24 protein-coding genes are annotated in these 22413 nt (G+C 33.5%); 20 read left to right on the forward strand and 4 right to left on the reverse strand.

What is annotated here, in order from left to right:
* Positions 1 to 39: 39 nt before the first annotated feature.
* From ABD963_RS09880 to ABD963_RS09910, 7 genes are read left to right on the forward strand one after another with little or no spacing between them, the layout of a single operon-like run.
* Entirely contained in the window at positions 40 to 243 is a 204-nt protein-coding gene (locus tag ABD963_RS09880; protein WP_345276807.1) for a membrane or secreted protein, read from the forward strand.
* A gap of 6 nt (positions 244 to 249) precedes the next feature.
* On the forward strand, positions 250 to 1362 hold the full coding sequence (locus tag ABD963_RS09885) for a glycosyltransferase (protein WP_345276808.1): 1113 nt from the start codon (positions 250 to 252) through the stop codon (positions 1360 to 1362).
* Positions 1353 to 1898 carry an RNA polymerase sigma factor gene (locus ABD963_RS09890; protein ID WP_345276809.1) on the forward strand — a complete coding sequence of 182 codons (546 nt, stop codon included), beginning with the start codon at positions 1353 to 1355 and terminating at the stop codon, positions 1896 to 1898. Before ABD963_RS09885 ends, ABD963_RS09890 begins: the two co-directional genes overlap by 10 nt.
* The gene (locus tag ABD963_RS09895; RefSeq protein ID WP_345276810.1) at positions 1899 to 3113 is read left to right on the forward strand and encodes an NRAMP family divalent metal transporter; all 1215 of its coding nucleotides are present in this window, start codon (positions 1899 to 1901) and stop codon (positions 3111 to 3113) included.
* A gap of 48 nt (positions 3114 to 3161) precedes the next feature.
* On the forward strand, positions 3162 to 4040 hold the full coding sequence (lipA, locus tag ABD963_RS09900; RefSeq protein ID WP_345277106.1) for a lipoyl synthase: 879 nt from the start codon (positions 3162 to 3164) through the stop codon (positions 4038 to 4040).
* Between the two features lie 2 nt (positions 4041 to 4042).
* On the forward strand, positions 4043 to 5059 hold the full coding sequence (gap, locus tag ABD963_RS09905) for a type I glyceraldehyde-3-phosphate dehydrogenase (RefSeq protein WP_345276811.1): 1017 nt from the start codon (positions 4043 to 4045) through the stop codon (positions 5057 to 5059).
* Positions 5060 to 5087: 28 nt separating this feature from the next.
* Complete coding sequence (locus ABD963_RS09910; RefSeq protein WP_345276812.1) at positions 5088 to 7325, forward strand: ATP-binding response regulator; 2238 nt, start codon at positions 5088 to 5090, stop codon at positions 7323 to 7325.
* On the opposite strand, the gene lpxK is transcribed toward ABD963_RS09910, so the two are convergent.
* Positions 7315 to 8319, reverse strand: a complete 1005-nt coding sequence (lpxK, locus tag ABD963_RS09915; RefSeq protein ID WP_345276813.1) for a tetraacyldisaccharide 4'-kinase — start codon at positions 8317 to 8319, stop codon at positions 7315 to 7317. The genes ABD963_RS09910 and lpxK overlap by 11 nt on opposite strands.
* Positions 8320 to 8365: 46 nt before the next feature.
* On the opposite strand from lpxK, the gene ABD963_RS09920 reads away from it, so the two are divergent.
* From ABD963_RS09920 to ABD963_RS09935, 4 genes are all read left to right on the forward strand, one after another.
* Complete coding sequence (locus ABD963_RS09920; protein WP_345276814.1) at positions 8366 to 9460, forward strand: Nif3-like dinuclear metal center hexameric protein; 1095 nt, start codon at positions 8366 to 8368, stop codon at positions 9458 to 9460.
* A 3-nt stretch (positions 9461 to 9463) separates the two neighbouring features.
* Positions 9464 to 10243: a zinc ribbon domain-containing protein gene (locus ABD963_RS09925; RefSeq protein ID WP_345276815.1), complete on the forward strand. Its 780-nt coding sequence runs from the start codon at positions 9464 to 9466 to the stop codon at positions 10241 to 10243.
* A 127-nt stretch (positions 10244 to 10370) separates the two neighbouring features.
* Positions 10371 to 11027 carry a peptide-methionine (S)-S-oxide reductase MsrA gene (gene msrA, locus ABD963_RS09930; RefSeq protein WP_345276816.1) on the forward strand — a complete coding sequence of 219 codons (657 nt, stop codon included), beginning with the start codon at positions 10371 to 10373 and terminating at the stop codon, positions 11025 to 11027.
* Positions 11028 to 11156: 129 nt separating this feature from the next.
* Positions 11157 to 11948 carry a hypothetical protein gene (locus ABD963_RS09935; RefSeq protein ID WP_345276817.1) on the forward strand — a complete coding sequence of 264 codons (792 nt, stop codon included), beginning with the start codon at positions 11157 to 11159 and terminating at the stop codon, positions 11946 to 11948.
* A gap of 166 nt (positions 11949 to 12114) precedes the next feature.
* On the opposite strand, the gene ABD963_RS09940 is transcribed toward ABD963_RS09935, so the two are convergent.
* Positions 12115 to 12915 (reverse strand): class I SAM-dependent methyltransferase, encoded by an 801-nt coding sequence (locus tag ABD963_RS09940; RefSeq protein ID WP_345276818.1) that lies wholly within the window; start codon positions 12913 to 12915, stop codon positions 12115 to 12117.
* A 32-nt stretch (positions 12916 to 12947) separates the two neighbouring features.
* Here ABD963_RS09940 and ABD963_RS09945 point away from each other — a divergent pair, with 32 nt between their 5' ends.
* Entirely contained in the window at positions 12948 to 13613 is a 666-nt protein-coding gene (locus ABD963_RS09945) for a hypothetical protein (RefSeq protein WP_345276819.1), read from the forward strand.
* A gap of 127 nt (positions 13614 to 13740) precedes the next feature.
* Here the strand turns inward: ABD963_RS09945 and ABD963_RS09950 are convergent, their stop codons facing one another.
* Entirely contained in the window at positions 13741 to 14160 is a 420-nt protein-coding gene (locus ABD963_RS09950; protein ID WP_345276820.1) for a (4Fe-4S)-binding protein, read from the reverse strand.
* A 114-nt stretch (positions 14161 to 14274) separates the two neighbouring features.
* Here ABD963_RS09950 and kynU point away from each other — a divergent pair, with 114 nt between their 5' ends.
* The 8 genes from kynU (at position 14275) to ABD963_RS09990 (ending at position 22026) form a co-directional block, all read left to right on the forward strand.
* Positions 14275 to 15546 (forward strand): kynureninase, encoded by a 1272-nt coding sequence (gene kynU, locus ABD963_RS09955; protein WP_345276821.1) that lies wholly within the window; start codon positions 14275 to 14277, stop codon positions 15544 to 15546.
* Entirely contained in the window at positions 15539 to 16936 is a 1398-nt protein-coding gene (locus ABD963_RS09960; protein ID WP_345276822.1) for an FAD-dependent oxidoreductase, read from the forward strand. The genes kynU and ABD963_RS09960 overlap by 8 nt, the downstream gene beginning before the upstream one ends.
* A gap of 5 nt (positions 16937 to 16941) precedes the next feature.
* Positions 16942 to 17343 (forward strand): RidA family protein, encoded by a 402-nt coding sequence (locus tag ABD963_RS09965; RefSeq protein WP_345276823.1) that lies wholly within the window; start codon positions 16942 to 16944, stop codon positions 17341 to 17343.
* 67 nt (positions 17344 to 17410) lie between these two features.
* Positions 17411 to 18850 (forward strand): aldehyde dehydrogenase, encoded by a 1440-nt coding sequence (locus ABD963_RS09970; protein ID WP_345276824.1) that lies wholly within the window; start codon positions 17411 to 17413, stop codon positions 18848 to 18850.
* A 2-nt stretch (positions 18851 to 18852) separates the two neighbouring features.
* Positions 18853 to 19635 (forward strand): SDR family oxidoreductase, encoded by a 783-nt coding sequence (locus ABD963_RS09975; protein WP_345276825.1) that lies wholly within the window; start codon positions 18853 to 18855, stop codon positions 19633 to 19635.
* A 95-nt stretch (positions 19636 to 19730) separates the two neighbouring features.
* Positions 19731 to 20264 carry a 3-hydroxyanthranilate 3,4-dioxygenase gene (locus ABD963_RS09980; RefSeq protein WP_345276826.1) on the forward strand — a complete coding sequence of 178 codons (534 nt, stop codon included), beginning with the start codon at positions 19731 to 19733 and terminating at the stop codon, positions 20262 to 20264.
* A gap of 32 nt (positions 20265 to 20296) precedes the next feature.
* Positions 20297 to 21382: an amidohydrolase family protein gene (locus ABD963_RS09985; RefSeq protein ID WP_345276827.1), complete on the forward strand. Its 1086-nt coding sequence runs from the start codon at positions 20297 to 20299 to the stop codon at positions 21380 to 21382.
* Positions 21382 to 22026 (forward strand): O-methyltransferase, encoded by a 645-nt coding sequence (locus tag ABD963_RS09990; RefSeq protein WP_345276828.1) that lies wholly within the window; start codon positions 21382 to 21384, stop codon positions 22024 to 22026. Before ABD963_RS09985 ends, ABD963_RS09990 begins: the two co-directional genes overlap by 1 nt.
* Here ABD963_RS09990 and ABD963_RS09995 read toward each other — a convergent pair.
* Positions 22023 to 22310: a Sec-independent protein translocase subunit TatA/TatB gene (locus tag ABD963_RS09995; RefSeq protein WP_345276829.1), complete on the reverse strand. Its 288-nt coding sequence runs from the start codon at positions 22308 to 22310 to the stop codon at positions 22023 to 22025. The genes ABD963_RS09990 and ABD963_RS09995 overlap by 4 nt on opposite strands.
* Between the last annotated feature and the right edge of the window lie 103 nt (positions 22311 to 22413).

Here is a 22413-nt window from a genome sequence, read left to right on the forward strand (position 1 = left end):
TAATCTTCAAAATCATATCTTTGCAAAAACAAAAAACCAATGAAACTTCTTTTAATTACTGTTATCTTATTAGGATTAGGATTTGCAGGTATCGCCATAAAAATTTGGGCTAAAAAAGATGGGAAATTTTCTGGAACCTGCGCCAGCCAAAATCCTATGCTAAATAAAAATGGAGAAGCTTGTGGTTTTTGTGGTAAAACACCTGATCAATTTAGTGAATGTAACGAACCTCAACACTCATAAAACTTCATGGGGTTTCTTGATGTTGTCTTCTGCACTTTTGTTGTTGTAGTTTTCATTCAAGTTTTGATTTATATTTTTTTATTCGGCAAGTTTGCCTTTTTAAAACAGGAAAAGAAAACTCTTAGTAATATTCCTGTTTCTGTTATTATTTGTGCCAAAAATGAAGCTAAAAACCTAAAAGTTTTTCTCCCTTTAATCATTGAACAGGATTATACAAATTTTGAAATTGTATTGATTAACGATGGGTCCCAGGACAAGACATTGAAAGTCATGCAACATTTTGCAAAGGTACATCCTAATATAAAAATTGTAGATGTAAAACCCATTGAGGCTTTTTGGGGAAATAAAAAATATGCTTTAACTCTAGGGATAAAGGCTTCGAAAAATGATTTTTTATTATTTACTGATGCCGATTGCAAACCACTTTCAAATCAATGGATAAGGGAAATGAGTTCACACTTTAGTGACGAAAAATCTATTGTTTTAGGATATGGTGCGCATTCAAAAATTAAAAAATCGTTTCTTAACAAACTCGTTCGTTTTGAGACGTTAACTACAGCTATAAATTATTTTTCATTTGCAAAAGCAGGGATTCCTTATATGGGTGTTGGCAGAAATTTAGCTTACGCTAAAAAAGATTTTTTTGACGCTAACGGTTTTATAAGCCATATAAAAGTACACTCTGGAGATGATGATTTATTTGTTAATCAAGTGGCTAATGAAAATAACACATCCATATGTTTTTCTGAAGAAAGTTTTACAGAATCCAACCCAAAAACATCTTTTAAAGATTGGTTTAAGCAAAAAAGACGTCATGTTTCCACTGCAAATCATTACAAAAAAAAGCATAAAATATTTTTAGGATTAATTTATATTACCCAATTCTTATTCTGGTTTTCAACCCTTATAATATTTTTTGCCCTTTACAAATGGCCCATTGTTTTTAGTTTATTTTTATTAAGGATTATTTCACAGTATATTGTTCTGGGTTATTCAGCAAAAAAATTAAATGAAAACGACCTTATTGCATTTTTTCCCTTTTTGGAAATATTTTTAATTAGTGCTCAATTAACTATCTTTATAAATAATCTTATTTCAAAACCTAACTATTGGAAATAGAGGAAGCCATTAAGCGAGCCAAAAAAAATGATCAAAAAGCCTTCAATTATCTATTAGATACTTTTTGGGATGATGTTTATGGTTTTCAGCTTAAGCGCACTCAAAATGAGAATGACGCTGAAGATATTACCATTCAAACCTTCTCTAAAGCGTTTGATAGAATTGAGACTTTTGATGAAAATTACAAGTTTAAAACATGGCTAATTACTATTTCGAAAAACATTCACATTGATTTACTTCGGAAAGAAAAACACTCCATTTCACAAATCATCTCCAAGGATAATAGAGAAGCTTTCCAGATTTTAGATGAATCGCCCTCACCAGAAGATGAACTCATAACGGAGCAACATTTAGCAAAACTTCTTCGGGATATAAAAAAATTAAAACCTCATTATCAAGAAGTTATAAACTTGCGCTATTTTCAAGAATTTAGTTATAAAGAAATTTCTAAAGAACTTAAAGAACCTATTAATAACGTAAAAGTAAAATTACTTCGCGCTAAAAAATTACTTGCTGAAATTATTAGAGAAAAATAAATGTTAACTAAACTTAAAAATCTAGGTCCGGGATTATTATTTGCTGGAGCAGCAATAGGGGTATCGCATTTGGTGCAATCCACCAGAGCTGGTGCCGATTTTGGTTTAGGGTTGGTTTGGGCCTTGCTTTTAATACACCTATTTAAATATCCATTTTTTCAATTTGGACCCAGGTACGCTACGGCAACTGGCGAAAGTTTATTAGACGGATATAAAAAATTGGGTAAAGGGGTTTTAATGGTTTATTTTCTATTGACTTTGGCAACCATGTTTACTATACAAACTGCGGTCACGATAGTTACAGCTGGTATAGCCTCGGCTTTATTTGGTGGTATTATTGGTGTAAAAGTTTGGACCGTCATTATCCTAGTTATTTGTTTTGGTTTATTGTTTTTAGGAAAGTATAGGCTATTAGATAATTTGATGAAAATAATTATCATAACGTTAACCATCAGCACTTTAATAGCTGTAATTATTGCGTTAGTAAACAAAACTGAACCTATTTCTCTAAAGCAAATACTACCTGAAAATTCTATTGAAATGGCTTTTTTAATTGCCTTTATGGGTTGGATGCCGGCACCCTTGGATATTGCAGTATGGCAATCCTTGTGGGCTATTGAAAAAAATAAAGACACCAAAGAATACAACACTAAATCTGCATTATTCGATTTTAACATAGGCTATGCTGGCACCATCGTTTTAGGTGTTGGCTTTGTGCTTTTAGGTACTTTGGTCATGTTTAATAGTGGCGAAACGTTTAGTAGTTCAGCAGGCGTTTTTTCTGGTCAATTAATTAATATGTACACTACTAACTTAGGTGATTGGGCCTATATCATCATTGGCATCGCCGCATTTACAACCATGTTTAGTACTACTTTAACAACGTTAGATGCATCACCAAGAGCGATGGCAAAAACCACTCAGTTACTTTTTAATAAATCTTCAAAATTTAACTACAACTTTTGGATTATTTTGCTCGTTATTGGCACTATAAGTATCTTTTTCTTTTTAGCCTCTGAGATGGGTTTACTAGTGCAAATAGCCACCATTTTATCATTTATTACAGCCCCCTTCTATGCCATCATTAGCTATCAATTAATTTGCAGCGAACACACGCCCAAAGCATGGCAACCATCAAAATCCATGCACATTTTAAGTTGGTTGGGAATTACATTTTTAATAGGTTTTAGCATTTGGTATCTATATACTTTATAAAAGTATTTAAAAGAATACTTTGTATCTTTGTAACCTTATTGAATGAACATGAATACAGAAACTACTTCCAATATATTACCAGAACGTCAACCTAAACCAAAATGGCTTCGTGTTAAGCTTCCAACGGGTAAAAAATACACCGAATTAAGAGGGTTAGTTGATAAATACAAGTTGAATACCATATGTACCTCAGGAAGTTGCCCAAATATGGGTGAATGTTGGGGTGAAGGTACTGCCACCTTTATGATTTTAGGAAATATATGTACCCGCTCATGTGGATTTTGTGGTGTAAAAACTGGAAGACCAGAAACAGTTGATTGGGACGAACCTGAAAAAGTAGCGCGTTCTATAAAAATCATGAAAATTAAGCATGCGGTTTTAACCAGTGTTGATAGGGATGATTTAAAAGATATGGGAAGCATCATGTGGTCTGAAACTGTTAAGGCTGTTAGAAGAATGAATCCTGAAACCACTCTTGAAACCCTTATTCCCGATTTTCAAGGTATTGAAAAACATATTGACAGAATTATTGAAGTGGCTCCTGAAGTGGTTTCCCATAATATTGAAACCGTGAGAAGGCTAACCCGTGAAGTTCGTATACAGGCGCAATACGATAGAAGTATGCGTGTTTTAAAATACTTAAAACAACAAGGTCAACGCAGAACTAAATCTGGTATTATGCTTGGTTTAGGTGAGACTAGAGAGGAAGTTATAGAAACACTTCACGATTTAAAAGCCAATGATGTGGACGTTGTTACTATTGGCCAATATTTACAACCCAGTAAAAAGCATTTGCCTGTAAAGCAATTTATTAACCCTGACCAATTTAAAGAATACGAGGAAATTGGGTTAAATTTAGGTTTCCGTCATGTTGAAAGTAGTGCATTGGTTAGGTCTTCTTACCATGCACAAAAACATATTAATTAACCATGATTCATGTCGCTATCAATGGCTTTGGTAGAATTGGCAGACGAGTTTTTAGATTACTTCAAAATCATAAAAATATACAGGTTGTTGCCATTAATGATTTAGCCGATACCAAAACTCTTAGTCATTTATTAAAATACGATAGTGTTCATGGTATTTTTAATGGTGATGTTTCACATGATGAAAATCATATCATCGCAAATAACCACAAAATCCCATTATTGAATTTCAGGCATCCAAAAGATATCAATTGGTTACCTTTTAATGTTGATTTCGTAATTGAATCCACAGGAAAATTTAAAACGATCTCAGATTTAAATTATCACATTAAAAATGGTGCTAAACAAGTTATTTTAAGTGTCCCACCTATTGAAGATGAAATAAAAACCATTGTTATGGGAGTTAATGATGATACTATCGAAGGAAATGAAACCATCATTTCTAATGCTTCTTGCACCACAAACAATGCAGCTCCTATGATTAACCTGATTAATAAACTTTGTGGTATAAATCAAGCATATATTACAACCGTACACTCCTACACTACCGACCAAAGTTTGCACGATCAACCACATCGAGATTTAAGGCGTTCACGTGCTGCTGGACAATCTATAGTACCAACAACGACAGGTGCTGCAAAAGCTCTTACAAAAATATTTCCCGACTTATCTGATGTTATTGGAGGTTGTGGTATTAGGGTTCCAGTTATAAATGGCTCGTTAACAGATATTACCTTTAATGTAAAAAAAACAGTTACCATTGATGAGATCAATAATGCTTTCAAAGAAGCCTCAAATAATCAATATAAAGGTATCATAGAATACACCGAGGATCCCATTGTTTCCATTGATATTGTTGGTAATACACATTCTTGCATTTTTGACTCTCAAATGACGTCTGTGATAGGAAATATGGTAAAAATTATAGGTTGGTACGATAACGAATCAGGCTATTCTCAGCGAATAATTGACCTTTTATGTAATTTATCGGAAAAAAAATGCGTTTTATCGATAAAATAATTATATTTGTCGATGATAATTAGATGATATGTCCCGAATAAGACACCACATATTTATTTTACTGATGCTCTTTAGCATTAGTGTTTCTGCGCAAAAAAACATCGAAGAGGATCCTGAAATAGCACAGAATAATATTAATTATCGTATTACGCAATCACAAACCGAATTAGAAAATTATAACTATTTTGAGGCTCAGAAAAATTTAGATGAGGCATTAAAACTCGCTGAAAAAATTGACAATAAAGAAAGTATTGGCCTGATATACAGTATTAAAGGTAGATTACAACTAATTATTGAAGAGTATGATAAAGCAATAAAATCCTTAAATAAAGCCGTTGAGGTACAGCGGATAACCAATGACAATAAAAATTTAGGAAAATCATACAAAATTTTTGGTGATGTTTATTCAGCAAAAGAAGACTATTATCAAGCTTTAGACTCCTATACAGCTGCAAAATCAAAATTTGAAGAAGAAGAACTAGATGCAGATTTAGCAGAAACCTTACTCTGTGAAGGTAAAACCTTTAAATTTCTAAAAAACTACAAAAAATCAAGAGATATCATTGAGCAAGCTCTCGCTTTGGCTAAAAAAGATAATTTCACTAAAACTCAAAGTGAAGCATTAATTAATCTTGCAACTGTTTACAGCAAATTAAATAATAATGATAAAGCTTTAGTACTCGCCAATGAAGGGATAGACTTAGCGAAAAAGAATAATTACGCAAACATTCTTAATCAAGGATATTTGATAATTAGTAATCTTTATAATGACGTTGAAAATTATAAATCCTCACGCGATTATTTAAATGCCCATTTACAACTTTCAGATTCCATTAGAAGTTTAACCCGTATAAACTCATCTAAAGATCAAGAAGCTCAATATCTTTTGAATGAGGAAATTGAAAAAAATAAAGCCGTTGTAGAAAAATTAGAGCAAGCCGAGGACGACAAAAATTTAGGGACTTTAATATCTATTTTAAGTGTCGCATTAATAACGATCTTATCCTTATTAACCTTATCGCTTTACAAAAACAACAATATAAGGTTAAAAACCAATAATATGCTTCACAAAAAGAATAGTGAGCTTATTATAGCCAAAGAAAAAGCCGAATTAGCCTCAAAAACAAAAGCTAATTTCCTTTCAACTGTAACACACGAGCTTAGAACGCCATTATATGCCGTTACCGGTTTAAGTAATATGTTATTGGAAGAAAACCCAAAACCAGAACAAATTCAACACTTAAAATCTTTAAAGTTTTCAGGCGATTATTTACTAACGTTTATTAATGATATACTCCAAATAAATAAAATTGAAGCCAACAAAGTAGATATTGAGCCAGAATCCTTCAATTTAAAGAAGAAAATCAATAACATTATTTTAGCGCTTAACAATTCTGCCCAAGAAAATAATATCAAAATTCATTTTGAATACGACAAGGATCTACCTGAGAATTATATAGCAGACCAATTAAAGATATCACAAATACTCATAAACCTTCTTGGTAACTCTATCAAATTTACCAAGGATGGGGATATTTGGATAAGAGTTTATAAAATTCAAGAAAAAGATAAAATTCACACTTTACGTTTTGAAGTTGAGGATAATGGAATAGGAATCAGCCAAGAAAAACAAGACCATATGTTTGAAAGCTTTTCTCAGGGCTCCATACAAATCAACAGGAAATATGGTGGTACAGGTTTAGGACTCTCTATTGTTAAAGGTTTAATTGATATTTTAAAAGGTAATATTTATGTGAAAAGTGAATTGGATGTCGGAACCACTTTTTATTTTGAAATACCTTTAGAATATACTGACTCCAAAAAAGGAGAAAAAGATAAGATATCCTATTTTAATCCAAAAAACAATGATATAGACCTTACAAAGGTTAAGATTTTGGTTGTAGAAGACAACAAAATTAACCAAATGATTACAAAGAAAATCTTAACCAAAATGGAACTTTATTGTGATGTGGTGGACAATGGTGAAACAGCAGTGGAAAAGATTAAGGCCAATAAATACGATATTGTTTTAATGGATATTCACATGCCAGGAATTAGCGGTATTGAAGCTACTAAAATTGTAAGATCTTTTGATAAAAACTTAACTATTTTTGCGCTAACTGCCGTTACTATTGAAGATAAAATGCATGAATTTGAAGAAGCTGGTTTTACCGATATTATACCCAAACCATTTAAACAGGAAGAGTTTGAGAAAAAACTTTACAATGCATTAACCAACAAAAAAGGCTCTTCGGCTAGCGCTTAACAAATTTTATTATGGCGTTATTGAATTTCTCAGCATCATATATTTTTACCGTAATTGGTAAATAAAACAATTTTTCTTTTAAAGTTTCATATTGTTTTAGTCGCATAAAATCTTTTTCTGTAGTTAAAATGAAGTCTTTTTTAGTGAGTAAATCAATATCTTTTTCTGTAAAATCATAATGATCTTTAAAATTAAAATGCTCAAATTTTAAACTTTTTGATTTTAAAAACGCTACTAAAGGATCTGAATTTGCTATACCTGTGACTAAGGTGAAATCTTTTAAGTCATCAATGCTTTTTGTGTTTAATTCAGATATAATTTTTTCAGAATAATTAATTGAGCTAAAATATATTTGTTCGTGGTTTACAGCTTTAATCTTTTGCGAAATAACCTTTTTTTGCAATTCACTGAGATTATTTGGGCATTTGGTAACTACTATTACATTAGCACGTTCTGCACCTCTTATTGGCTCTCTTAAATTACCAGTTGGGAGCATGATATCCTTAAAGTATAGACTCTGATATGTAGTAAGCAAAATATTTAAACCTGCTTTTACTTTTCTGTGTTGGTAAGCGTCATCAAGCAAAATGATGTCGATATTTTTATCCAATCGTTTTAATTCATCAATGCCATTTTTTCTATCAGAATCTACGGCAACGTAAATTTCATTTTTAAACTTATTATAAAACTGAAATGGTTCATCTCCAATGGTTTTAGAAGTAGATGTTTCATTGGCTAATTGAAAACCCTGGGTTTTTCTTTTGTAACCTCTGCTTAAAGTCGCTAACTTATAATCCCTTTTTAAAAGATTTACCAAATACTCAATCATAGGAGTTTTACCAGTTCCTCCAGCGCTTAAATTACCAACACAAATTACAGGAAAATCATATGAAACAGACTTTTTAATACCCCAATCGTATAATTTATTACGCAACCATGTAATAAAATAATATACAGGAACAAAAGGAATTAATATTTTTCGCAATAGCTTCATTTAAGCGAAAGTAATTATTTTATCTTTGAAGTAAAACATATTAAATATGATTGTTCAGGACGTCATAAATTATTTAGAAGAACTTGCGCCATTAGCTTATGCCGAAGATTTTGATAATGTGGGTCTTTTAGTAGGTAACAAAAACACTCCTGTTTCTGGTATTTTAGTCACTTTAGATACCTTGGAAACTGTTGTTGATGAAGCCATAGAAAAAAACTGTAACCTTATTGTAAGCTTCCACCCTATTATTTTTAAGGGTTTAAAAAAAATAACTGGTAAAAATTATGTAGAGCGCGTTGTTATAAAATCTATTAAACATGACATCGCTATTTACAGTATCCACACGGCTTTAGATAATGCTTTACAAGGTGTTAATAACATGATTTGCGATCAGTTGGGATTAAGAAATAAACGCATTTTAATTCCACAAAGCGAAACTATAAAAAAACTTACTACCTATGTTCCAAAAAATGAAGCTGAAGTTTTGCGAAACGCCTTATTTAGCAGTGGGGCTGGCCAAATAGGATATTACAGCGATTGCAGTTTTAATGTAGAAGGTATGGGCACTTATAATGGTAATGAACATTCCAATCCTAAAAAAGGTGAAAAAGGCAAGATTCATAAAGAGGAAGAAACAAAAATTACGATTACTTACGCTAAACATTTAGAACCGAAAGTGATTGAAACACTTTTTAAAACCCACACATACGAAGAAGTAGCCTATGAAATAACCACTTTAGAAAACAAAAATCAACATATTGGCATGGGAATGGTTGGAGAACTTGAAAACCCCATGGATGAAAACGATTTTCTAACTTATTTAAAAAGTAAAATGAATACCAAATGTATCAGGCATTCCTCTTTTTTGAATAAAAAAATAAAAAAAATAGCGGTTTTAGGTGGCTCAGGCAGTTTTGCCATTGAGGCTGCCAAAGCTTCGGGATCGGATGCTTTTGTTACTGCTGATTTAAAATACCATGACTTTTTTCAAGCAGAAAACAACATCCTTTTAACAGATATTGGACATTATGAAAGTGAACAGTTCACAAAAAATCTTTTAGTAGCATATCTTACAAAAAAAATTACTAATTTTGCAATCATTTTATCAAACACGAATACCAATCCTGTTAAGTATTTTTAAAGTATGGCTAATAAGAAAGAAGCAACTGTAGAAGAGCGTTTAAGAGCGCTTTATGATTTACAACTTATCGATTCACGTATCGATGAAATTAGAAATGTACGTGGAGAACTTCCATTAGAAGTTCGTGATTTAGAAGATGAAGTAGCTGGATTAAATATAAGATTAGAAAAACTGGTTGCTAGTTTAGAGGTTATTGACAACGATATAGCAAGTAAGAAAAACTTAATTGAAGAATCTAAATCGTTAATAAAAAAATACAGTGAACAACAAAAAAACGTTAGAAATAATAGAGAATTTAATTCTTTAACAAAAGAAGTTGAATTTCAAGAACTTGAAATAGAATTAGCTGAAAAGCATATTAAAGAGTTTAAAGCACAAATAGAGCAGAAAAAAGAAGTCATAGCGGAAACTAAGGAGCGTTTAAAAGAACGTGAAACTCATTTAAAACACAAAAAAGGTGAATTGGATGCCATTCTAGCGGAAACTGAAAAAGAAGAAGAAGCTTTAATCTCTAAATCTAAAGAATACAAAGAGCAAATTGAAGAGCGTTTGGTAGCTGCATATACTAGAATAAGAACCAATGTGAAAAATGGTTTAGCGGTCGTACCTATTGAAAGAGGAGCCTCTGGTGGGTCTTTCTTTACTATTCCACCACAAGTACAGGTTGAAATAGCTTCTCGTAAAAAAGTAATTACAGATGAGCATAGTGGAAGAATTTTAGTTGATGCCGCACTAGCTGAGGAACAAAAAGCTAAAATGGAAAAATTATTTTCAAAACTATAAACATTCAAAAACACCTAATTAAAAGCCTTTCGATATCGAAAGGCTTTTGTTTTTTAATAAAACTTTCACAAAGAAAACATTAAGGTTTTGTACTTTTATCCGTCTATTGAAAAAGAAAATAAAACCCATGAAAAAATTAATTCCTTTAGTACTCTTAACTTTAATATTTAATTGTAAAAACCAAGCACAAAATAACGAAGAACAACTAGCAGTTATAAATGCTGAACCTATTGAAGTTCCTATTAAAAATGGAAAAGCACGAGCCTATTTTGCGAGCGGTTGCTTTTGGTGTGTTGAAGCTATTTATGAGAGCGTAAAAGGTGTTGAGGAGTCCATTTCAGGGTATTCTGGTGGCCATACCAATAACCCAACCTACGAAGCTAGCAATACCGGAAGAACAGGACATGCCGAAGCGGTTGAAATTATTTACGACCCAAAAGTAGTGAGTTTTGAAACCCTGATTGATGTGTATTTTGCATCACAGAATGTTACGCAAGTTAACGGACAAGGTAATGATAGAGGATCGCAGTACCGCTCCATTATTTTTTATCAAAATGAGAAACAAAAAAATATTATTTTAGGAAAAAAAGACGCTTTGGCGAAAAAGTTAGGCGTTAAAATAGCTGCTGAGGTGTATCCATTTCAAAAGTTTTGGGTAGCGGAAGATTATCATCAAGATTATGAAAAAAAGCATCCAAATCATCCTTACATACAAAACGTATCCATCCCCAGATTAAATAGATTTAAAGCTAAAATGCCAGAGGTATTAAAGGAAAGCCATTAAACCTGAAATACAAAAATTGATTTTGTATAATTTTTCGACTAACTTCGTTTAACTGCTGATATAAAAAATGAAAACAGTTCATATCATGACATTATCATCAATTATAGGAATGAACCTGAAAAGTCAATAGTGGAAATAATCAGAAACAATATAAATCGAGCATTTCTAGTAATCGTCATCTTGGTTAGTATTACGGGTTTCTGGAATATCTATTTTGGTCCCGATTCCGATCCAACATTTTATCAAAACTTGCATGTTTTCACAACTTTCTTATGGCTCGGACTAATTTTAGCACAACTTGTTTATATTGATTCAAGAAAGAACTCGATACATAGAAGATTAGGTAATTCCATTTTTGTTGTTGGACCAATTCTTATCGCAACCTTAGTGTTGCTTTCTGTTCACTCAGCATCAAAATCAGCTGCTCGTGGTGAAGCAGACATGCTTGTGATTCAGAATATATTTCCCGCATTAGAAGTTGCTATACTTATTTTGCTAGGATTCCTATTTCGAAAAAACAGAATGCTACACGGACATTTTCTGATGAGTACTTCCCTCTTATTTTTCGGAATAGCTCTTTTCTTTACTCTTATTAGCTTTATTCCGGGTTATAAAATTGAGGGCCCAGAAACGTTTTATCGATTTGAAACAGCCGGCATTACCGCAACTTACATAGGTGTTGCTTTTGGCTTGCTTCTGTTTATTTTCCAAAGAAAGTCAGGTTGGCCATGGCTTTTAGTATCCATCCTATTCTTTGTTAATGGATACATAGGCGAATTAATTGAAAGAGCTGATAAAATGGTAGCCTTTACAGCATACATTGGTTCAATTAATGAGTACGTGGCTTTTCTTAGTGCATTATTGGTTGTTCTAGCAGTTTTAATCTTGTCATTCTCAAAAAGAAAAGTCACAACGAACTAAAAAAAGATGATAACAATGGCTATAAGTAGTTGCTTGTTCTCGCCTACTTCTGAAAACCCTAGCGGATTTTCAGTTTTGTCCGTACTTGCAAAGTTAGTGCTAACCCACGCAACTACTCATAGCCGAGAAGTTTAAACAACCTACAAAGAAAAGGCAATTCTCCTTGTTAAAGCTTTGTGGCTTTCAAAGTGAAAATCAAAGGATATAAGTTATCTTTTGTAACAAACATTCCAGAATCTGTTTTAATCAATTCGGGAAGAACATCGTAAGGACTTTCATGATACTCCTTTAAGTATTCCATATGTAAACCTGCTTGTGTTAATGCTGTGACCACCTCACCTAAACCATGATTCCAGGCGTATTCCTTACTAATCATTTTAGAGTTTGTATTAGCATAAGTACCTTCATATTCTTCATAAATTACCTCATCTTGATTATAACCATATTTCATAACGGGTTTACCCTCTAAATAATCAAACATCCAAACGATGGGGTGAAACTCAGCCATAAAAAATGTACCTCCTTTTTTTAAACGCTCTGCAATCATTTTCCCCCAAGGTTTTAAATCGGGTAACCAACCAATAACACCATAACTTGTAAACACGATGTCAAAAGTTTCTTTTATATATTTTGAAGTATCTAAAACATTACAACAAACAAATTGGGCATCTAAACCCAATTCGTTATTTAATTTTTTAGCAAGTTTAATGCCTTCATCACTCAAATCAACTCCTGTACATGTAGCTCCTAACCTACTCCAACTTAAAGTATCTTGTCCAAAATGACATTGCAAATGTAAAAGCGACCTTCCTTTTACGTCAATAAGGGCTTCTGTTTCATAAGACCCCAAAGAAGATTTCCCATTTTTAAAAGCCTCCAAATCATACATATCACTTTTTGCATGTACTTTTACCTTTTGATTCCATGTTTGCTTATTGATTTCAAAATATTTTTCGTTATTATTCATCTTCAAGTTATATTTACCAAAAAATCTAAATTATGAAAAAGCTTATTTATATTACTTTGTTTTTATTTGTTTTTGTTGGTTGCAAACAGAAAACTGAAACAAAAGCCACTGAACCAGAAATAGTTGAAAATCAAATTTCAATATCCCAAAAAATAGCTCATGCCCATGGTTTTGAAAACTGGAAAAATGTTTCTGAAGTAGCCTTTACTTTTAATGAAAAAAGACGTTGGGTTTGGAAAACTAAAACCAATGAAGTATCGCTTTTGCGTGAAACCGATACGATACTATACAATAGAAAACAAGTAGACTCATTGTTTGCCAAAACTGATAGTGCTTTTGTAAATGATAAATTTTGGCTCTTGATTCCTTTTCAACTAGTTTGGGATACTGGTGCTAGTATCTCTGAACCCGCCAAAGAGGCAGCGCCAATAAGTAAATCGGTATTAAATAAAATTACGTTAACCTATTCCAATAATTGTGGTGGTTACACGCCAGGGGATGCTTATGATATTTACTATAACGATGATTTTATGATTAAGGAATGGCGTTTTAGAAGAAACAACCAACAAGAACCCTCGTTAACCAATACCTTTGAAAATTATCAAGATTTTAATGGTATTAAAATAGCTATGGAACATAAAAATGCAAAAGGCGATTGGAATTTAAAGTTTACTGATGTAAAAGTGACTTTAGATTAATTTTTATAAATTAAAACATCATCCAAAATTTAATGCTAGGCGTATATAAAGTATCATATTAATTTTCCGCAATATGCGTCTATATATTCTAAAGCGCTTGAGTTAATGATTCAAGCGCTTTTTTAATTTATCCTCTAAAATCATTTTTTAGATGGGCACCATCACAGTAGGGTTTATTGTTTGATGCACCACATCTGCAAAAAGCAGTAGTTTTATTTTTCACTTCTTTGGAACCATTTTTATGGGTAACATTCAAAGTACCATAAACCAAAAGTGGTCCGTTTTCCAAAACTTCAATTTTTGTATTTAAGACTTCGGAGGTTTTATCCTTTTCGTTATTCATATAAAAACTCAAAGCCCCAGATGGACATTGTTTTACTTGATTGACCAAATCTTCAGTTTTAGCTGCATCAATACTAATCCAAGGTCTTACTTTAGGTCTAAAAACATTTGGCAAGCCTTTTACGCAAATTCCTGAATGTATACAGTTTTTTGCGTCCCATACAATCGTAACCTCGCCATTTGAATATTCTTTAGTTTTACCCATAGCAAAAAGTTTTACTAAATATACAAAAAACATGATAGGGTTAGGTTGAATTTTTTAGTGTTTCTTTCTAACTTAATAATGCTTATTTTTGTTAGAAATCGAAAACCAATTACCTTGTCAAATTATAAATCTGATCTGAAATTCGCTTTGGAACTTGATCAAAACGATGCCTTAAAATCTTATAGAAATCAGTTTCATATACCCAAAGATAAACGCGGAAATGAATTGATTTATATGACAGGAAACTCGCTTGGTTTACAGCCAAAACAAACAAAATCTTATGTCAATCAAGAGCTTGATGATTGGGCAAATTTAGGAGTTGAAGGACACACAGATGCCAAGAATCCATGGTTAACCTATCATGAATTTTTAACCGAAAGTATGGCAAAAGTGGTAGGTGCTAAACCAATTGAAGTAGTGGTAATGAATACCCTCACCGCAAACCTTCATTTTATGATGGTGTCATTTTATCAACCTACAAAAAAACGTTATAAAATACTCATTGAGAGTGATGCATTTCCAAGTGATAAATATGCAGTTGAATCGCAACTTCGTCATCATGGTTTTGATGACCAAGAAGGCCTTATTTTATGGAAACCCCGAAAAGGTAAAGAGTTACTAAATTACCAAGATTTAGAAACCATTTTAGAAGAACAAGGTGAAGAAATTGCTCTTATTTTGATAGGTGGCGTCAACTACTATACGGGGCAGTTTTTCGATTTAAAACGCATTACAATATTAGGTCATAAATATGGTTGTAAAGTAGGGTTTGATTGTGCCCATGGCGCAGGAAATGTAGCATTAAATTTACACGATTGTGGAGCCGATTTTGCTGTTTGGTGTACTTACAAATACTTAAATTCAGGTCCAGGTAGCTTAGGAGGTTGTTTTGTTCATGAGCGTCATGCCTTTAAAAAAGATTTAAACCGATTCACGGGTTGGTGGAGCCACAACAAACAAACGCGTTTTAACATGCGTGGTGAGTTTGATCAATTATCAGGAGCCGAAGGCTGGCAATTAAGCAATCCACCCATTTTGTCAATGGCTGCCATAAAAGCGTCTTTGGATATGTTTCATCAAGTAGGTACGGAAAAACTGATAGAGAAATCAAAAAAACTAACAGACTATTTTGAGTTTTTGCTAAATGAATTAGGAGAAGATACCATAAGAATTATTACTCCCAAAAACTCAGAGGAACGTGGTTGCCAATTATCCATTCAAGTTAAAAATGCTGATAAATCATTGCATCACAAACTTACTGAAAGTGGTGTCATTAGTGATTGGCGCGAACCAGATGTAATCCGTTGTGCACCAGTACCTTTTTACAATTCGTTTGAAGATGTGTATAGATTGGTTGAAAAATTGAAGCTTATTTTAAATGAATAAACAACAAAATATACTCATTATTGGCGCAGGACTCTGTGGAAGTCTTCTAGCGCTGCGTTTGGGGCAATTGGGTTATCGTGTTTCGGTTTACGAAATGCGGCCAGATTTACGTAAAGTTGATATTTCAGCGGGACGCTCCATCAATTTAGCCTTTTCAGATAGAGGTAATAAAGCTATGAAACTGGTTGGTTTAGAGGAGAAAGTCAAATCGCTCTGTATTCCTATGTATGGGCGCATGATACATGATGAACACGGCAATACCTTTCAGTCTAATTACAGTGGTCGAGAGCACGAATATATCAATTCTATTTCCCGTGGAGGTTTGAATGCATTACTTCTAGACGAAGCCGAAAAGCATGAAAACGTTCATATTTATTTCAACAGAAAATGCAAGTCGGTTGATTTTGAAAAAACCACTGCCCTATTTGAAGATAACGAAACAAAAAGCCAATTTATAGAAGATGCCGATGTCATCATCGCAACAGATGGCGCGGGTTCTGCCATGCGAAAAAGCTACTATTTAGGTAAAAAGTTCCTGTTTAGTTTTTCACAGGAATATTTAACCCATGGTTATAAAGAACTCACTATTTTACCTAAAGAAAATGGCGATTATAAAGCCTTCAAAAACGCTTTACACATTTGGCCTCGTGGCAGTTTTATGCTTATTGCATTACCCAATTTAGATGGTAGTTTCACGGTGACACTATTTTTAAGCTATAATGAAGGTGAATTCAATTTCAATAACCTAAACACAGAGGAAAAAGTCTTGGAGTTTTTCCAAAAGGAATTCCCTGATGCGTTGGCTATTATGCCAAATTTAATAGAAGATTTTTTTGAAAATCCAACAGCGCCATTAGGAACTGTAAAGTGTTCCCCTTGGCACTATAAGGGTAATACGCTTTTAATGGGTGATGCAGCCCACGCTATTGTACCATTCTACGGTCAAGGTATGAATGCTTCTTTTGAAGATGTGGTGGTTTTTGATACCATTCTGGAAAAACATAAAGGCGATTGGGAAACCATTTTCAAGGAATATGAAAAAACACGAAAAAAGGATACCGATGCCATCGCTGATTTAGCTATTGATAATTTTCATGAAATGAAAGACCACGTAGCACATCCTATTTTTCAAGAAAAGCGTAAATTGGAAATGGCTTTGGAAAAAACATTTCCAAATGAATACTCTTCTAAATATTCGTTAGTAACTTTCAATGAAGATATTGGATATAGAGAAGCCATGTTAAGAGGTCGGGCGCAGGACAAGGCTATTTTAAACTTGCTGAACGATAAAAAAATTGATTTAAATGATGATTTAAAAATCATCCTAAACAATGTAAAAAAAGAAACTGAGGCTATTCTTGAAGATGATAGAATTGCTGGATTAAAATAAATATCATGAGTGAAAAAACTGTAACACCCAGAGGCGCTTATCCACACACCAAACGTGTTGGTGATTTTATTTTTGTCTCAGGAACCAGCTCCAGAAGAGCAGACAATACGATTGCTGGTGTTGATATTATAGACGAGATGGGTACAAAACGATTAAATATTGAAGTTCAAACTCGTGAAGTCTTAAAAAATATTGAGAAAAATTTAGCAAAAGAAGGTGCTACTTTAAAAGATGTGGTAGATGTGACGTCATTTCTAGTAAACATGAACGATTTTGCTGGTTACAACAAAGCGTATGCTGAGTTTTTTGATAAAGAAACTGGACCAACCCGAACCACAGTGGCTGTTCATCAATTACCACATCCGGATTTGGTGGTGGAAATTAAAGTAATGGCTTATAAAAAATAGAATTAAGCATTGAGATTGGAGAAAAAAGTCTCTGTTTTAATTTCTTATTTGTATAATCTAAGTATAAATGAACATCCAAAACTTCATAAACGGTCAATTTGTTAATCCAATTCAAGATGATTGGTTAGATAATTACTGCCCTGCAAACGGTGAGGTTTATGGAAAACTGCCCAACTCTTCGGCTGAAGATGTGGAGCAAGCATATCAAAGTGCTAAATCAGCCTTTCCTGGTTGGTCGCAAACCACATTGGAAGAACGAAGTCGAATTTTGATTAAAATATCCGAATTATTAGAAGCCAATTTACAACGTTTTGCCGAAGCTGAAAGCAAGGATAATGGAAAACCTATCTCTTTAGCAAAAAGTATAGATATCCCTCGAGCAGCAAGTAATTTTCGTTTTTTTGGTAATGCCATAACTCAATTTGCCAGTGAGAGTCATGAAAGTATTGGTCAAGATGCTATTAATTATACGTTGCGCCAACCCATTGGCGTGGTGGGTTGTATTTCGCCATGGAACTTACCACTCTACCTTTTCACTTGGAAAATAGCGCCAGCCATAGCTGCTGGTAATTGTGTGGTTGCCAAACCCAGTGAAGTAACTCCCATGACTGCTTTTTTATTAGGTGACATTTGTAATGAAGCTGGACTACCAAAAGGCGTTTTAAATATTGTTCATGGTTTGGGATCAACCACTGGTCAAGCTATTATAGAGCATCCAGAAATTAAAGCCATTAGTTTTACTGGAGGCACAGAAACAGGTGCTCATATTGCTAAAATAGCTGCTCCCATGTTTAAAAAACTATCCTTGGAACTTGGTGGCAAAAACCCAAATATCATCTTTGCTGATTGTAATTATGATAATATGTTAGAGACTACCATCAACTCTTCATTTGCTAATCAAGGACAAATTTGTTTGTGTGGTAGTCGTTTATTTATAGAATCGCCTATTTATGCTAAGTTTAAAAAAGACTTTGTTGAAAGGGTTAAGAAACTTAAAGTTGGGCATCCTTCGGATAATTCAACTGATATTGGCGCATTGGTTTCCAAACCACATCTTGAAAAAATATTGAGTTATATTGAAGTTGCCAAAAAGGAAAATGGTAAAATTCTTTGCGGAGGAAACCAAGTAGAAGTAAAAGGTTTTGAAAATGGTTATTATCTTGAACCCACCGTCATTGAAATAGAAACTGATGATTGCAGAATAAACCAAGAAGAAGTATTTGGACCCGTAGTAACCATCATGCCTTTTAATACCGAGGAAGAAGTTTTACAAATGGCCAACAAAGTGAAATATGGATTATCCGCTACCATTTGGACGAACGATTTAAAACGTACCATGCGAATAACTAACCAAATTGAAGCTGGTATTGTGTGGGTCAACACTTGGATGCTTCGCGATTTACGTACCCCTTTTGGTGGCATGAAAGCTTCTGGAGTTGGTCGTGAAGGTGGTTTTGAAGCATTGCGATTTTTTACAGAAGCGAAAAATGTTTGTATAAAATATTAAAAATGAACTTAAACATAAAAAACAAAAACGCCTTAGTTTGCGGCAGCACACAAGGAATTGGAAAAGCGACAGCTATAGCATTGGCAAACGAAGGTGTTAACGTAACGTTAGTGGCGAGAAATAGAGAAAAACTTAAAGCTGTATTGGAAGAATTACCAACAGATGGAAACCATAGTTATATTGTAGCCGATTTTTCTAACCCCAGAGATTTGCAAGAACAAGTTATTAAACATATTGAAAAAAATAACGGCTTCCACATTCTAATAAACAATACAGGTGGACCAAGAAGTGGTGCTATTTTAAATGCCAGCTTGGAGGAGTTTGAAAATGCTTTTACCATGCATTTAAAATGTAATCATGTATTAGCACAGGCTACTATTCCGTTTATGAAAGAACAAGGTTTTGGCAGGATTGTAAATGTGATTTCTACCTCTGTTAAAGAACCCATACCTGGTTTAGGAGTAAGCAACACTATTAGAGGTGCCGTTGGAAATTGGAGCAAAACCTTAGCTGAAGAAGTTGCCGAATTTGGTATTACTGTTAACAATGTATTACCTGGATTTACCGAAACAGAACGTTTATCTGAAATTATAAAAATTAAAGCTCTAGGTGCTGATACATCTGTTGAGGATATGACAAAAATGATGAAAAATTATGCGCCTGTAAAACGATTTGCTCAACCAGAAGAAACGGCCAATGTGATTGTTTTTTTGGCTGGTGAAGCTGCCAGTTATGTTAATGGAATTAACGTTCCTGTTGATGGTGGTCGTACAAAAAGTTTGTAACTTTATAGATGTCATTAATTGCGTGAGGGATTGAAGCTAGCTACCAAGTAGCGCGTAAAGCCCGACCCTAAGGGGCACGCCCAAAATATAAAATCATGAGTAAATTATATCCGCCAATAAATTTTAAAGCTTGGATTGAAGAGAATAGACATTTGTTAAAACCCCCTGTTGGCAATAAAGTGGTGTGGAAAGACGGTGATTTTATTGTCATGGTTGTTGGTGGCCCTAATAGCAGAAAAGACTACCACTACAACGAAACCCCAGAATTTTTTTACCAAGTAGAGGGTGATATCGTTTTAAAAGTAATTGATAAAGGCACCCCAAAAGATATTCATATTAAAGAGGGCGAAATCTTTTTATTGCCACCTAAAGTGCCGCATTCGCCTCAACGAGGAGCCAATACCGTGGGATTGGTTATTGAATATCCCAGGGAAAAAGGTGTTAAAGATGCTTTGCTTTGGTTTTGCGAACATTGTAACACCAAACTTTACGGAGAAGATTTTACTTTAGAAAATATTGAGACCGATATGCCAAAAATATTTGACAATTACTACGGCAACCTAGATAAACGTAGCTGCCCAAATTGTGGTGAAGTGATGCAACCTCCTAAGAAAGTTCAAATTGATTAAAACTAGATTTCTGCACTTGCAGGAATAACAAAATGGAAAAACGCAAATTAAGAATTAACGGCCATTCACATTTACTTCCCTACCCTGAGGAAATTCCAGATTTCATGCAGGAAAAAGGTATTTTTTGGGTTGATAAAGACCGAAAATTCATGCTGCAAAAAGATTGGAATAGACCCATAACTGACTCCAGTTTCTTTTTACATGAAAAGTTAGAATGGATGGAGCGCAATAAAATAGACCATGCTGTTGTTTTAAATCTCTCGCAATTGTATGGTAACGGGTTGCGGGTTGAGGAAATGAAAAAAGCATTGCGTTTTCAAAACGATTTTAATGCTAAAATCCAGCATGAAAACCCAAAAAAATTCACTTGTGGTTTTGTAGTACATCCTGGTTTTGTAAGAAGTGCTTGTTGGGAAATTGAGCGTTGCGTAGAAACCCATGGCATGCAGTTACTTTGTTTACCAACCCACTATATGGATACCATAGGCACATGGCGCTGTATTTTTGATGAAGAAAATGAACCTATTTTTGAATTGGCAAGTAAATATAATTTAGCTGTTGAGATTCATCCATATGATGGAGAAAAATTTATCAAACTTGAGAATACATCATGGCGTTTTCATCTAATTTGGATGTTGGCACAATGTGCGGATGCTTATCATTTTTTAACACTAAATGGTTACCAAGAAAAATTCCCCAATATGCGTACATGCTTTGCACATGGAGGTCAATTGGCACAAATTAATTTGGGAAGACGCATTCAAGGTTTTGATGGAAGACCCGATTTATTTGAAGGCAAACATCACCCAAGAAAAGCCGTTGGCCACAAAAATATTTTCTTTGATACTTTGGTTCATGATACGGGTTCGTTAGAACTATTAATCAAAAATCAAGGGTCTAAACAAGTTTTGATGGGTTTAGACGACCCTTATCCCTTAGGTGAAATGGAAAGTGCAAAACAATCTTCATACCCTGGAAAAATTTTAGATTTAGCCATGGAAAGAAAAATTATAAATCAGACAGAATATGATGCCATTTGGGAAGACAACGTCATTCAATGGCTTTGTGGTGATGATAAAAAGGCCAAAGAAAACCTGATTAATAGAATTTTAAGTTAATGCATTTTATACCCGAAGATTTAGATGACTATGTGGTTCAACATTCTGAAGATGAACCCCTATTGTTACAACAATTAACCCGTGAAACTTTTCAAAAAATTTTACAGCCACGAATGTTAAGTGGGCATTATCAAGGACGCCTTTTAAGTATAATTTCTAAATTGGTAAAGCCAAAAAACATATTAGAAATAGGCACTTACACTGGTTATTCAGCACTTTGCTTAGCAGAGGGAATTCAAGATAAGGGTGAATTACATACTATTGATATTAATGAAGAATTAGTTGATTTTCAGCGTAAATATTTTGATAAATCAAATCATGGTCATCAAATTTATCAGCATTTGGGAAATGCATTGGAAATAATCCCTAAACTGAACAAAACCTTTGATTTGGTTTTTATTGATGCCGATAAGGAAAACTATGTAAATTATTTTAATATAGTTATAGACAAGGTAACCAAAGGTGGTATTATATTGTCTGATAATGTCCTTTGGAGTGGTAAGGTATTAGATACGGAATTCAAGAAAGATGACACGTCTACTCCAGCTCTTGTAGCTTACAACAAACTTTTGAAAGAAGACGATCGCATAGAAACGGTTTTATTACCAATAAGAGATGGATTAACTATAAGTAGGAAAATTTAGAGCTTACGCTTAACAGAACCTGTAAAATCCTCTAAATCATCTTTTACTTTATCGAGTTCTTTTTTTACATCAGAAGTAATACTGGTATCAATGCCGTTTTTTTGAGCAGTTTTGGTTATTTCATGTTTTATATCGTTAGTGGCATCTTTAAGTGTTCGCATACCTTTACCCAAACCTCGCGCAATTTCGGGCAACTTATCAGCACCAAACACCATGATAGCTATAAATAGAATAAAAGCTATTTCAGCACCGCTAATGAATAAAAATGTAGTTAGATGTATCACATCACAAATATAGTAAGTTGTTTCTATAGAATAAAGAAATATTAAAGGGTTTAATACATAATAAAAAAAGCCAACATTTATAAGTTGGCTTTTGTTTTTTTAA

The organism is Litoribaculum gwangyangense (assembly GCF_039543505.1).
In the GTDB taxonomy this organism is placed as follows: Bacteria; Bacteroidota; Bacteroidia; order Flavobacteriales; family Flavobacteriaceae; genus Litoribaculum; species Litoribaculum gwangyangense.